This is a genomic window from Sorangium sp. So ce693 (assembly GCF_051521375.1).
GTDB classification, from domain to species: Bacteria; Myxococcota_A; Polyangia; order Polyangiales; family Polyangiaceae; genus Sorangium; species Sorangium atrum.
The window spans coordinates 3,606,227-3,620,048 of record NZ_CP150347.1 but is presented as its reverse complement, the minus strand read 5'-3'; the positions used below and the strand labels follow the sequence as shown (position 1 = coordinate 3,620,048).

Below are 13,822 nucleotides of genomic sequence, written 5' to 3'. Positions count from 1 at the left end.
GCGTCACCTCCGCTGCGCCTGGGGGGGCGTCTCCTCCGGCGGCGTCGTCGTCACGATGAGCACCTCCTCCAGCCGCGAGAAATCGACCGCGGGCGCGACGTACACCTGCTGGTAAATGCCGAAGTCGCGGCGGACGACCTGCGTCACGGTCCCGACCGGGATCCCCTTCGGGAAGCGCCGGCCGACGCCGCTCGTCACGAGGAGATCGCCGACCTCGATCTCGTCGGTGCGCTGCACGTACTCGACGCTGCAGGAGTACTTGCTCTCGTCGCCCGTGCCGCGGACGAAGCCGCGCGCGCCGGTGCGCTCGACCACCACGTCGACGCCGCTGCCCCCGTCGACGACGAGCCGCACGTCGACCGTGTCGCCGGCGCTCTTCAGCGTGGTGCCGACCACGCCGTCCGCGGAGAGGACCGGCAAGTTGGAGACGATGTCCCGCGCCTCGCGATCGAGCGTGACGCGAACGACCCGGAAGAAATCGTTGGTGCTCTTGCCGACGACCTGGGCGCTCACCACGTCGGTCCGGAGGCTCTGGCGCAGGTCGAGCAGCCTGCGCAGGCGGCGGTTCTCTTCCTCGAGCGCCTCGAGCTTCCGCACCCGCTCTCGTAGGCGGGCGACCTGCGAGGCCTGCCTGGCGTTGTCTTCCTTGACGTCGACCAGGTAGATGTAGTCGCCCCAGAGGTTCGAGATCCCACGCGCCAGCGTCGCGGCCGCGTACTGGATCGGCGCCGCGATGCTGATGATGATCCGGTCGGCCCCCGTGTTCTGCTTGGGGTCGCGCATGCTGGCGCGCAGGAACCAGAACGGCACCGCGAGCGCCAACAGCACGATCACGAAGTCGCGGTAGCGTTTGAGGTTCACCGTGGCTCCCGGACCCAGGTAGTACGAGGCGCCCCGCGAGGCCACCCCTCTCGACGCCGCGCGCGGCGCCCACCCCGGCGCGGGGCGGCTCGCCGCGCGCCGCAAACACCCCCGCCGGCGTGCTCACGGGCGGGACACGAAGACGCCCCTCAGCTGATCGTGACCTCTTTCAAGAGCTCGAGGTGATCCAGCGCCTTGCCGCTGCCGAGCACCACGGCGCTGATCGGGTCGTCGCACACCATCACGGGCAACCCCGTCTCCTCGCGGAGGAGCACGTCGAGGTTCTTGAGGAGCGAGCCGCCGCCGGTGAGCACGATGCCCTTGTCGACGATGTCGGCCGCCAGCTCGGGCGGCGTGCGCTCCAGCGCGATGAGCACGGCGTCCACGATGGCGTTCGTCGGCTCGCTCAGCGAGTCGCGGATCTCGTCGGAGTTGACGACGACCGTCTTGGGGATGCCCGCGACCATGTCGCGCCCCTTGACCTCCATCGTGAGCTGCTGCTCGAGCGGGTACGCGTTGCCGATCGTGATCTTGATGCGCTCCGCGGTCTGCTCGCCGATGGCCATGTTGTACTTGCGCTTCATGTAGGCCATGATCGACTCGTCCATCTTGTCGCCGCCGACGCGCACGCTCTGCGAATAGACGATGCCGGCGAGGGAGATCACGGCGACCTCGGTCGTGCCGCCGCCGATGTCGACGACCATGTTGCCGCTCGGCTCGGTGATCGGCAGCCCGGCGCCGATCGCCGCCGCCATCGGCTCCTCGATGAGGTAGACCTCGCGCGCGCCAGCGCCCTCGGCGCTCTCCTTCACCGCCCGCTTCTCGACCTCGGTGATGCCGAAGGGGACGCAGATGATGATGCGCGGCTTGACGAGCGTGCGGCGGTTGTGCGCGCGCGCGATGAAATACCGGAGCATCGCCTCGGTGATCTCGAAGTCGGCGATGACGCCGTCGCGCAGAGGCCGCACCGCCTGGATGTTGCCTGGGGTGCGACCGAGCATCTCCTTCGCCTCGCGGCCGACGGCGAGCACCTTCTTGCCGCCGCGAGCATCGCGCTGGACGGCGACCACCGAGGGCTCGCATGACACGATGCCCTTGCCCTTCACGTAGATGAGCGTGGTTGCGGTGCCGAGATCGATCGCGAGATCGTTCGAGAACAGGCCGTAGAGCCAGTCGAAGATCATCGCTTCGCCCTAGAAAGGAAAGAGGTTAAGCCGAGCACCACGGAGGACGCAGCAGCCCGACCCGGGGCCCGCTTGCGCGGGCCCGGCGGCAGCGGCCAGCGGTGCAGCGTGGCCTAGCCCTTCGAGATCTTGCCTTCTTTGTGCTCGGTGTGCTTGCGCTCGGTCGGGCAGAACTTCTTGATGACGAACTTGTCCGTCATCGTCCGCTTGTTCTTCGTCGTGTGGTAGTTCGCGCGGCCGCAGTTGCCGCACGTCAGCTTGATGATGTCGCGCATCGGAGGTCTCCGAAGACAGGGCCGACCTGTTTCCACAGGCGGCCCTGGTTGAACCTAGGCACGGGCAGCACGGGAAGCGCTAGCACCGCAACCGGCGGGGGGCACCAGAGGACGTGTGCCGGATCAGCGACGCCCGACCGCCCGTCTGGAGGGCGCTACCCTACGAGAAACGATGCAGTTGTCAACCGGGAGCGCTCATTCGTCGTCCCAGTCGTCACCGGTGCGGCCGCGATCCCAGTTCTTGTTGTTGCTGCGCCGGCCAGCACCACCAGCGCCGCCACCGCCACCACCGCCGGGAGGACCATCCCCGTCGTGACTGCCGCGCCGCCGGCGATCATCGAAGGTCTTGCGCGCAGGCGGCGGAGGAGCTCCGCCACCACCACCGGCGAAGCCGCCGCCGCCGCCGCCGCCGAAGCCACCGCCGCCGCCGCCGCTGAAGCCGCCGCCACCACCGCCGAAGCCGCCACCACCGCCGAAGCCGCCCGGGCGGTCCTCGCGCGCCGGCCGCTCACCCTTCGGGTGTGCAAGGTTGACGACGAGCCGTCGACCACGCACGTCCACGCCGCGCAGGGCATCGATCGCGCCGCGCGCTGCCTCGGCGCTCGCCATCGTCACGAAGCCGAAGCCGCGCTTGCGACCGTCAGGATCCATCGGGAGGTGGACCCGCACCACGGGACCGGCGCCCGTCGCGCCGATGAGCCCCTCGACTTCCTCGACGCTCGCGTCGTAGGGGAGATTGCCGACGTAGAGGGTGCGATCGGGCGCTGCAGCCGGCCCGCCGCCGCCCATACCGCCACCGCCGCCAGGGCCACCTGGGCCAGCGCCGGGACCACCGCCGGGGCCCATCGGGCGCCCCTCGCGCCGCGGCGGCTCGGCCTGGAAGGGGCGGACCGAGATGGACTTGCCGCCCTGAAATGAACCGTCGAGCGACTCGCGCGCGGCGTTGGCTTCGCCGGTCGTCGAGAGTGTGACGAAGCCGAACCCGCGCGGACGACCCGTCGCGCGATCTTTCGGAAGACTGACCTCGACGACGTTGCCGCCGGTGGCCTCGAAGAGCTGCCGCAAAACGTCTTCGGTGATGGAGTCGGGCAAGCCCGCCACGAACAACTTACGCGAATCTTCAGCCATTGTAGAAAAACCTGGGGTTGGCCCCTGCGTTCCCTCTTATTTTGGTCCACTCGCTCCGTGATCGATGTCGATGATGCGGAGCCTTTCGCGAGCGCGCCTCGATCGCCCCTCCGTCGGCGGAAGGAGCGACCGAGCTCAATCGAGCGAAGGTCGGCGGGCCGACCCTCTGGTGCAAACTCCACCCCACGATATCTGGCGCCCCAGGCGCGTCAAGGGACCCGCCACGGGCGGGCGAGCCAAATGAAGGCCCGGAAGGAGCCGTCCCGGGCCCCCACGCGCCTTGGGGGCCTTACGCCCCTCACCCGAGCGCCGGTCCGGAAGACCGAGGGCGCCCCAGGCGACCAGGGGCTCCACCGCGCGCGCACTCCGTCACAGGCGGGCGTCGCCAGGCCGGCGCTCGGGACGCCCAGCGGTCGGAAGGGCCGAGCGGTCCAGCGCCAACCAGCGTATGAGCGCATCGCGCGGCGCGGATCCGTCCGAGACCCGAAACGACCGCTCCACGGCGCCCAGGTGCGGGCTCACCTTTCGGCCCGGGCGCGGGAGGCCCGAGGCGCCTCGGGCTCATCGTCCTCGTCGGACGGGTCGTCGTCCGCGACGCGCGGCGAGCCGTCCAGCGGGTCCGCGCCGGCGCTCGACGGCTCGCCGCGCGCCGCCATGCGCAGGAAATAGAGCCCCACCGCGAACAGACCGAAGCAGGCCCACTGCGCCGGAGTGAGACCGCCATAGCGCGGATCGCCGCCGACGACCGTGCCCTCTCGCTCGCGCAGGAAATCCAGCGCGAACCGCACCGGAGCGTACGCGGTGCACATGATCCCCGTGTAGAAGCCGAGCGGACGATGGGGGTTCCGGCGCCAGAGCACCGCGAACGCGATCGCGAGCGGGATCGCGAGCACACACTCATACAGGCCGAGATCGAACCGGCCGACGTGTCCCGTCCCGAGCGGGTATTGGACCGCGAACCATGCGTCGGAAATGCGGCCCGGATGATCGTGGACCGACGCGCAGCCTGCGCGCCCGAAGACCCACGCGAGCGGAAACGCGCTGTTGACGACCTCGCAGTAGGGCAGGATCCGCTCGCGGCGATAGAAGCGCCACGAGAAGGCGCCGATCAGCGCGCCTGTGAAGCCGCCGAAGCTCGACAGGCCGTCCCAGAGCGCGAAGAGATAGAGAGGATCCCGGGCGACGCGCTGCGGGTGATAGAAGATCGCGTCGAGGACGTGCCCGCCGATGAACCCGGCCGCCACGACCCAGAAGATGAACTCGCTCATCTTCTTCTCGTCGAGGCGCCGCTCGCGGGCGTGCCGCGTGGCGACCATGGCGCCGATGTAGACGCCGAGCGCCACCAGCGTGCCGAACGGCTTGATCGACGGCGGCTTCGCCGGATCGATGAGCTGCCCCACGAGCGGGATGTGCTCCAGGAAAGCGAGCGGGATCTCGGGGAGCTCGATGTAAGGGATCAGAGGGCCTGACACGCCGCTCCCCTAGCGCAGCGACGGGGCGAAAGCCATCCGCCGTCGATGACGTCGGAGCGACAAGGCCGCGCCGCGCGCCGCGGACGGCTCGCTGGGCGCGGCGGGAGCGCCTGGGACGCAGCGAGGCCGCCTTCGCTCGATCGGCGATCGCGCCGTTGCGCCACCGCGCTCGGGCGAAGTCCGCCGCGACGTCGCGCCGGTGTCGTCAAGAGTTCGCCTATCGCCGGGGACAGGCGTAAATCTGCCGCATGAGCCGCTCCCCCGTGCGCGTCGCCACGCTGACGCTCAGTGACACCCGCACCCTCGACGATGACGAGGGCGGACAGCTCCTCGGCGAGCTCCTGAAGCGCGCCGGCTTCTCCGTGACATCCCACGCCGTCGTCCGCGAGGAGCCCGAGCTGCTGCGAGCCGCGATCGTTCAGATCGCGGACGCCGGCTCGGCCGACGCGGTCGTCACCACAGGCGGGACCGGGATCGCCCCGCGCGACCGGACCCTCGAGGCGCTCGCGCCGCTCTTCGAGAAGACGCTCGACGGCTTCGGCGAGGCGTTCCGGCGCCTGAGCTGGGACGCCATCGGGCCGAACGCAATCCTGTCGCGCGCCGCGGCGGGCGTCGCGCGAGGGCTCGTGGTGATCGCGCTGCCCGGCAGCCCGAAGGCGGTGGAGCTCGCCGTCACGCAGATCATCGGCCCCGTCCTCGCGCACGCGGTCACGCTGGCGTCCGGCAAGGGCGGGCACCACCACCGACCCCCGCAGCCCGCGCAGGGCGAGGAGCAGCGCGGATGATCCCCTTCGAAGAGGCGCTCGATCGGCTGCTCGCGACCGCGATCCCGGTCGGCCCCGAGCGGGTGCCGCTCGACGACGCGGCAGGGCGCGTGCTTGCCGAGGACATCGCGGCCGCCGACGCGATGCCGGCCTTCGACTACAGCGCGATGGACGGCTACGCCGTCGCCTCGGCCGACCTCGCGGGCAGCGGGCCCTTCAGGCTGCCCGTCCGCGGCGAGAGCGCGGCCGGCCGCCCGCTGCCGGCGCTCCAGCCGGGCACGGCGTGTCGGATCTTCACCGGCGCGCGGCTGCCGCCCGGCGCCGACGCGATCGCGCCGCAGGAGGACGCCGCGCGCAGCGGCGACGAGATCACCCTGCAGGAAGCGCCGCGGGCGGGCGCCTGGGTGCGCCGCCGTGGCGCGGACCTCGCGGAGGGCGCCGTCCCGCTGCGCCGAGGAGCGCGGCTCACGCCGGGGAAGGTCGCGCTCGCGGCCGCGCTCGATCGCCCGAGCGTCCTCGTCGCGCGCCGCCCCGTGGTCACGGTGATGTGCTCCGGCGACGAGCTGCGCGGGCCCGGCTCGCCAGGCCCCACCGGCACGATCCCGGAGTCGAACAGCTACTTCATCGCCGCGACGGCGCGCGCGGCGGGCGCTGCGGTCCGCGTCTCGCCGTTCGTCCCCGACGACGCGGCGCGCGCCGCCGAGGCGGTGTCGACGGCGCTGCGCGGGTCCGATCTCGTGGTGACCGTCGGCGGCGTGAGCGTCGGCGATCACGACATCGTCCGCCCCGCGCTCGAGGCAGCCGGCGTGTCGCTCGATTTCTGGCGCGTCGCCATCAAGCCGGGCAAGCCGCTCGCGGTGGGGCGCGCCGAGCTCTCGCGGTGCGGCGTCGTCCACGTGCTCGGGCTGCCAGGCAATCCGGCCTCGGCCTCGCTCACGTTCGTCCTCTTCGGCGTGCCGCTGCTCCGCGCGCTCCAGGGCGACGCGGCGCCGCGGCCGCCCCGCGTGATCGTCCGCGCGGACAGCGCGCTCAGGCGCCAGACCGGTCGCGCCGAGTTCCTCCGCACCCGCCTCGACGTCTCGAGCGGCGAGCTCGTCGCCCGCATCGCCGCGAACCAGGCGTCGGGCGCCGTCACGAGCTTCGCCGAGGCCGACGCGCTCGTCCTCGTGCCGGCCGATCGGGAGCGCATCGACGCGGGCGATCGCCTCGAGGCCATCCGCCTCGCGGAGATCTGAGCGCACGCCGCGCCATGCCGCGCTGCGCGCAGCATGGCCGCGGCAGCGGAGGGCATTGCCGCGCAGCGGGGGGCATTGCCTGCAATGCGCCGCATTGCCACGCGACCGCCGAAATTACGTCACGAACCCGCGCTCCATCACGCTGCGCTCGCACGGAGGGCTCGCCTTGACCCTCGCGCGGGGGCGCCGGAAGATGGCGGAGCCATGCTCATCCTCGGGATCAACGCCTATCACGGCGATGCGTCGGCCGCCCTGCTCGTCGACGGCCAGCTCGTCGCGGCGGCGGAGGAGGAGCGGTTCAGCAGGATCAAGCACTGCGCGGGCTTCCCGCGGCTCGCGGTCGAGTACTGCCTCGGCGCCGCCGGCGCGCGGGTCGAGGACATCGATCACATCGCGATCAGCCGCGACACGAGGGCGCACCTCGGCGACAAGCTCCTCTACGCGCTGACGCGGCGCTCGCCGGCAGGGCTCCTCAAGGGCTCGCTCGGCGCGAGCGACCCGAAGGTGCACCTCGGCGCCGCGCTCGGCGTCGATCCGAAGCGCATCCGCGCCGCGTCGCACAGCGTCGAGCACCACCGCGCGCACCTCGCCTCCGCGTTCTTCCCCTCGGGCTTCGACGAGGCGGCGGTCCTGTCCGTCGACGCCTTCGGCGACTTCGTCAGCACGATGTGGGCGCGCGGCCGCGGCAACAAGCTGGAGATCCTCCGGCGCGTCGGCTTCCCCCACTCGCTCGGGCTGTTCTACTCGGGCCTGACGCAGTACCTCGGCTTCCCGAAGTTCGGCGACGAGTACAAGGTCATGGGGCTGGCGGCTTACGGCCAGCCGGATCTGCTCGACAAGCTCCGGCAGGTGGTGCGCGTCAAGGACGGGGCGTTCGAGCTCGGGCTCGAGTACTTCCAGCACCACACGAAGGGCATCGCGATGACCTGGGAGGGCGAGCCGCGCTACGGCCCCATCCACTCCGAGCGCCTGATCGACCTGCTCGGCCCCGCCCGCAGCCCGAAGAGCCGGATGGAAGATCGCTTCATGGCGGTTGCCGCCTCGACCCAAGCGGCGTTCGAGGAGGTGTACTTCGAGCTGCTCGCGACGGCGAAGCACCTCACCGGCTCGACGCGCCTCGCCCTCGCGGGCGGCTGCGCCTACAACAGCGTGGCCGCCGGGAAGATCCGGCCGAAGGGGCTGTTCGACGATGTCTTCATCCAGCCCGCAGCCGGCGACGCGGGCACGTCGTTCGGCGCGGCGCTCTACGTCCACCACCACAAGCTCGACAACCCGCGCGGCTTCCACCAGACGCACAGCTACTTCGGCCCGGCCTTCTCGCAGGAGACCATCGACGAGCTGCTCCGGAAGGAGCAGGTCGCGTTCGAGACCCTCCCCGACGAGGACCTGATCCCCCGCGTCGCCAGGGCGCTCAGCGAGGGCAAGGTGGTCGGCTGGTTCCAGGGGCGGATGGAGTACGGCCCGCGCGCGCTCGGCAACCGCAGCATCCTCTGCGACCCGCGGCGGGTGGACATCAAGGACGTGATGAACGAGCGGATCAAGCGCCGCGAGCTGTTCCGCCCCTTCGCGCCGGCGCTCCCCCTCGAGCGCGTCGGCGACTACTTCGAGCAGACCTCGCCGGATCCGTTCATGGTCAAGGTCTACAAGATCAAGCCCGAGCGCCGCGCGGAGATCCCCGCCGTGACCCACGTCGACGGCACGGGGCGCCTCCAGACGGTGACCGCCCAGGAGAACCCGCGCTACCACGCGCTCATCAGCGAGTTCGGCCGGCAGACCGGCACGCCCGTCCTCCTGAACACCTCGTTCAACGCGAGCGAGCCGATCGTTTGCACCCCAAAGGAAGCGCTCGACTGCTTCCTCCGGACCAAGATGGACGTGCTCGTCCTCGAGCGGGCCTACCTCGAGCGCGCGCCGGCCCTCTAGGCAGACCCGCGCGCGCTCCGGCGCGCTCCGGACAGGCCGCGAAAAGCGGGCCGGAAGCGGCCGAGAAAGCTCGGCCGAAAGTTCGTGGTTGACGTGGAGCGAGGGGACGGCAAATGGGCGTCCCCGGCATGTGGAAGAACGGGACGCCGGGCGCCCTGCCCCACCTCGACGGAGCGCCGGAGCAACCGGTGCCGACGAGCGGGGGTGCTTGGACGCCTTGCCTCGAGCATGATGCCGGCCCGCCGCGCGGCGTGCGCGCGGACCTGGTACCCCATGGGCCCACGGCGCTGCATGCGCTCACGGCCCCTCCTGCGTAAGGGTCCGCGCCGCGGCGGCCCAGGCGGTCAAAGAGGATGGATGCGAATCGGATGAAGCTCGTACTCGAAGACGGGACGACCATGACGGGCCGGTGCTTCGGCGCCCCGCGCGCGGTGAGCGGCGAGGTCGTCTTCAACACCGGCATGACGGGGTACGTCGAGACGCTCACGGATCCCTCGTACAGAGGCCAGATCCTGACGATCACGTACCCGCTCGTGGGCAGCTACGGCGTGCCCGCGCCGCGGAGAGCGGGCAGCGTCGACGGGCCTTACGAGGCCGACCGCATCCAGGTGCAGGGCCTCGTGGTCCAGAGCTACGTGGAGCGGTACAGCCACCACGCCGCGGTCCGCTCGCTCGGCGCCTGGCTCGCCAGCGAGGGCATCCCGGCGATCACGGGGATCGACACGCGCACGCTGACGCGGCGGCTCCGGGAGGTCGGCACGATGAAGGGCTGGCTGTTCCCGGCCGAGATGGACCTCGAGCGGGTGAAGCGCTCGGCCGAGGCCGTGGACATGCGCGAGGAGGTGTTCCGCCTCGTTTCGCCCCGCGAGCCCATCACGTACGAGGGCGGCCCCCTGAAGGTGCTCCTCATCGACGCGGGCGCGAAGGACAACATCGTCCGCTCGCTCCTGCGGCGAGGGGTGACCGTCATCCGCGCCCCCTACCACGCGCCCATCGCCGAGCTCGCCGAGAGCGCCGACGGCATCCTCATCGGCAACGGCCCCGGCGACCCCAAGGACCTCGGCCAGCTGGTCACCGCGCTGCGCGGCCTGCTCAGCACCTACACGAAGCCGATCTTCGGCATCTGCCTCGGCAACCAGATCCTCGCGCTGGCCGCCGGCGGCGACACCTTCAAGCTGCCGTACGGCCACCGCGGCGTGAACCAGCCGGTGCAGGACCTCCTGAGCCGCCGCTGTTACGTCACGAGCCAGAACCACGGGTACGCGGTGAAGCACGAGTCGCTGCCCGCCGAGTGGGAGCCCTGGTTCGTCAACATCAACGACGGCACCAACGAGGGCATCCGCTCGCGGCTCCGCCCCTTCTTCAGCGTCCAGTTCCACCCCGAGGCGACGCCCGGGCCCGAGGACGCAAGCTACCTGTTCGACGACTTCCTCCGCCTCTGCGGCGCGATGAAGGGGTCCTCCGATTCGCGACTCAAGACCGCGGGGGCCGCTGCCGTGGATCCCCGCTCTACCCCCACTGCAGGAAGGAGCTGAGCATGTACGGCGCCTATCTCCCCAAGAAACCCCGGCGCGTCCTCGTGCTCGGCTCCGGCGCGCTCCAGATCGGCCAGGCCGGCGAGTTCGACTACTCGGGGTCGCAGGCGATCAAGGCCCTCAAGGAAGAGGGGATCGCCACCGTCCTCGTGAACCCCAACATCGCCACCATCCAGACGAGCGAGGGGCTCGCCGACCGCATCCACCTCTGCGCGGTCACCCCGGAGTTCGTCGAGCGGATCATCGTCAAGGAGGAGGTCGACGCGATCGCCCTCTCCTTCGGCGGGCAGACCGCGCTCAACTGCGGGCTCGAGCTCCACGACTCCGGTATCCTCGACAAGTACGGCGTGCGGGTGCTCGGCACGCCGATCAAGGCGATCCGCGACACCGAGGACCGGCGGCTCTTCATCGAGCGCCTCGACGAGATCGGCGTGAAGACGGCCCGCAGCCGCGCCTGCCGCTCGCCGGCCGAGGCCATGGCGGCGGCGCGCGAGATCGGGTTCCCCGTGATGCTCCGCGGCGGCTACGCGCTCGGCGGCAAGGGCAGCGGCATCGTCGAGAGCGAGCGCGACCTCGAGGACGCCGTGCGCCGCGGCTTCGCCGGCGGCGTGCCCCAGGTGCTCGTCGAGGAGTGCCTCCGGGGCTGGAAGGAGATCGAGTACGAGGTCGTCCGGGACGGGCGCGACAACTGCATCACCGTCTGCAACATGGAGAACCTCGACCCGATGGGGATCCATACAGGGGAGTCGATCGTCGTCGCCCCGTCGCAGACGCTGAACGACGAGGAGTACCAGCTCCTCCGCTCGGTCGCGCTGAAGACGATCCGCCACCTCGGCATCGTGGGCGAGTGCAACATCCAGTACGCGCTCGACCCGCACAGCGCCGATTACCGGGTCATCGAGGTGAACGCGCGCCTCTCCCGGTCGAGCGCCCTCGCCAGCAAGGCGACGGGCTACCCGCTCGCCTACGTCGCCGCGAAGATCGCCGTCGGCTACACCATGCCGGAGATCGCCAACGCGATCACCCGCAGGACGACCGCGTTCTTCGAGCCGGCGCTCGACTACCTCGTCTGCAAGGTCCCGCGCTGGGATCTCGGCAAGTTCCGCGGCGCGTCGATGCGGATCGGCAGCGAGATGAAGAGCGTCGGCGAGGTCATGGCCATCGGCAGGACGTTCCCCGAGGTCATCCAGAAGGCGCTCCGCATGCTCGACATCGGGGTGAAGGGGCTCGACCCCGACGCGTTCACCTTCCAGGACCTCCGCGACGAGCTGAAGAACGCGACGCCGCTCCGGATCTTCGCCGTGGCCCGCGCGCTCCAGGAGGGGATGGCGGTCGACGAGATCCACGACCTCACCAAGATCGACCGGTGGTTCTTGAACCAGATCGACCCGATCGTGCGGATGCACCGGGACCTGAAGGCGCTCAAGGTCGCCGTCCCTGCGCAGGCCGACAAGGCCGCGGCCGCGCAGGAGCCGGCGCTCGAGGAGGCGACCCTCCGGGAGGCGAAGCAGCTCGGCTTCAGCGACCGGATGATCGGCACGCTGACGGGCGCGCCGCGGGGCTCGATCCGGGAGGCCAGGAAGCGGCACGGCGTCGTGCCGCACCTCGCCCAGATCGACACGCTCGCGGCCGAGTTCCCCGCCGAGACGAACTACCTCTATTCGAGCTACCACGCGTCGGCCACCGACGTCGCGCCGTCCTGGCGGAAGAAGATCATGGTGCTCGGCTCCGGCGCCTACCGCATCGGATCGAGCGTCGAGTTCGACTGGTGCTGCGTCAACGCGATCCGCGCGGCCTCGGAGCTCGGCTACGAGACCATGATGCTGAACTACAACCCGGAGACGGTCAGCACCGACTACGACACGTGCGACAAGCTGGTCTTCGACGAGATCAGCTTCGAGACGGTGCTCGACATCTACGAGCGGGAGCAGCCCTACGGCATCGTGGTCAGCATGGGCGGGCAGGTCCCGAACAACCTGGCGCTCCGGCTGCACGAGGCGGGGGCGCGCATCCTCGGCACGAGCCCGGGGAGCATCGACACCGCCGAGGACCGGAAGAAGTTCAGCGATCTGCTCGACCGGCTGGAGATCGACCAGCCGCGCTGGGCGCACGTCGTCGACGCGGGCCAGGCGGGCGAGATCGTGAACAAGCTCGGCGGCTTCCCCGTCCTCGTGCGGCCGAGCTACGTGCTGAGCGGCGCGGCCATGAGCGTGGCGCACGAGCCCAACGAGCTCGATCGCATCCTCGCCCGCGCGAAGGCCGTCTCCCCCGCCTACCCCGTGGTCGTGTCCAAGTTCGAGACCCACGCCCGCGAGGTGGAGATCGACGCGGTCGCCGATCGCGGTGAGATCATCCTCTGGGCGATCAGCGAGCACATCGAGAACGCCGGCGTCCACAGCGGCGACGCGACGCTCGTCCTGCCCCCCCAGTCGCTCTACATCGCGACGATCCGCAGGATCAAGCAGATCGCCCAGCAGGTGGCGCGCTCGCTCTCGATCACCGGGCCGTTCAACATGCAGTTCTTGGCCAAGCACAACACGGTCAAGGTGATCGAGTGCAACCTGCGCGCGTCGCGGAGCTTCCCCTTCGTGTCGAAGGTCACGGGGAACAACTTCGTCCGGGAGGCGATGCGCAGGATGCTCGGCGTGTCGCAGCCGGTCGAGAACCGCGGGCTCGACCTCGATTACGTCGGGGTGAAGGCGCCGATGTTCTCGTTCTCGCGCCTCGTGGGGGCCGATCCGATGCTCGGCGTGGAGATGGCGAGCACCGGCGAGGTCGGCTGCTTCGGCGACGACATGCACGAGGCGCTCCTGCACTCGCTGCTCGCGACCGGCTTCAGGTTCCCCAAGAAGGGCGTGCTGCTCTCGCTCGGGCCCCTCGAGGACAAGTACTGGTTCGCCGACGAGGCCCGCGTCATCGCCGAGCACCTGAAGCTCCCCATCTTCGCGACGCCGGGCACGGCCGAGGCGCTCCGGGCGCTCGGGCTCGAGTGCACGAGCCTCGCGAAGCAGCCCGACGAGGGAGAGACGGCGATGAGCGCCATCGAGCAGGGGAAGGTGGATCTCGTGATCAACATCCCCCGCGAGTACGACCAGCTCGGCCGTCCGGACGGCTACCTGATCCGGCGGCGCGCGGTCGACGCGAACATCCCGCTCCTCACGGACCTCCAGCTCGCGCGGGCGGTCATCGGGGCGATGCGCGCGAAGAGGATCGAGGATCTGCGGACGCTGTCCTACGACGAGTACCTCGCGCGGAGCCCGGTCGCGCTGAGGTGACCTGAGGCGCCGACGCGGCGAGGAGAGGCTCCGGGTGGCTCGGGACGTCGTGCCGAGCTGCCCGGCCCCGCGGCGGACACCGCCGCACGGGGCCGGCCGCCTTCGTGAGAACAGGACAAACGCCGGCCCTCTCCGCGCCCCGTGACGGACACCCCCGCATGGGGTCTGTC

10 protein-coding genes are annotated in these 13,822 nt (G+C 70.8%); 5 read left to right on the top strand and 5 right to left on the bottom strand.

Annotated elements, in window-relative coordinates; all coding sequences use genetic code 11:
- Positions 1-3: 3 nt before the first annotated feature.
- From mreC to WMF14_RS13825, 5 genes are all read right to left on the bottom strand, one after another.
- Positions 4-861, bottom strand: coding sequence for a rod shape-determining protein MreC (gene mreC, locus WMF14_RS13845; RefSeq protein ID WP_272103238.1), 858 nt, complete (start codon positions 859-861; stop codon positions 4-6).
- A gap of 149 nt (positions 862-1,010) precedes the next feature.
- Positions 1,011-2,045, bottom strand: coding sequence for a rod shape-determining protein (locus tag WMF14_RS13840; protein ID WP_276598056.1), 1,035 nt, complete (start codon positions 2,043-2,045; stop codon positions 1,011-1,013).
- Positions 2,046-2,158: 113 nt separating this feature from the next.
- A complete protein-coding gene (gene rpmG, locus WMF14_RS13835) occupies positions 2,159-2,320 on the bottom strand; it encodes a 50S ribosomal protein L33 (RefSeq protein WP_012235039.1) in 162 nt (53 codons plus the stop codon).
- Positions 2,321-2,515: 195 nt separating this feature from the next.
- Positions 2,516-3,448, bottom strand: coding sequence for an RNA recognition motif domain-containing protein (locus WMF14_RS13830; protein ID WP_437801436.1), 933 nt, complete (start codon positions 3,446-3,448; stop codon positions 2,516-2,518).
- A 518-nt stretch (positions 3,449-3,966) separates the two neighbouring features.
- Positions 3,967-4,920, bottom strand: coding sequence for a prolipoprotein diacylglyceryl transferase (locus WMF14_RS13825; RefSeq protein ID WP_272103236.1), 954 nt, complete (start codon positions 4,918-4,920; stop codon positions 3,967-3,969).
- Positions 4,921-5,168: 248 nt separating this feature from the next.
- Between WMF14_RS13825 and WMF14_RS13820 the strand changes: the two genes are divergently transcribed.
- The 5 genes from WMF14_RS13820 (at position 5,169) to carB (ending at position 13,652) form a co-directional block, all read left to right on the top strand.
- Positions 5,169-5,705: a MogA/MoaB family molybdenum cofactor biosynthesis protein gene (locus tag WMF14_RS13820; protein WP_437801435.1), complete on the top strand. Its 537-nt coding sequence runs from the start codon at positions 5,169-5,171 to the stop codon at positions 5,703-5,705.
- Positions 5,702-6,919: a molybdopterin molybdotransferase MoeA gene (locus tag WMF14_RS13815; RefSeq protein ID WP_437801434.1), complete on the top strand. Its 1,218-nt coding sequence runs from the start codon at positions 5,702-5,704 to the stop codon at positions 6,917-6,919. Before WMF14_RS13820 ends, WMF14_RS13815 begins: the two co-directional genes overlap by 4 nt.
- Positions 6,920-7,123: 204 nt before the next feature.
- Positions 7,124-8,842 (top strand): carbamoyltransferase family protein, encoded by a 1,719-nt coding sequence (locus WMF14_RS13810; protein WP_272103233.1) that lies wholly within the window; start codon positions 7,124-7,126, stop codon positions 8,840-8,842.
- A gap of 368 nt (positions 8,843-9,210) precedes the next feature.
- Complete coding sequence (carA, locus tag WMF14_RS13805) at positions 9,211-10,377, top strand: glutamine-hydrolyzing carbamoyl-phosphate synthase small subunit (protein WP_437801433.1); 1,167 nt, start codon at positions 9,211-9,213, stop codon at positions 10,375-10,377.
- 2 nt (positions 10,378-10,379) lie between these two features.
- On the top strand, positions 10,380-13,652 hold the full coding sequence (gene carB / locus WMF14_RS13800; RefSeq protein WP_437801432.1) for a carbamoyl-phosphate synthase (glutamine-hydrolyzing) large subunit: 3,273 nt from the start codon (positions 10,380-10,382) through the stop codon (positions 13,650-13,652).
- Positions 13,653-13,822: the final 170 nt, after the last annotated feature.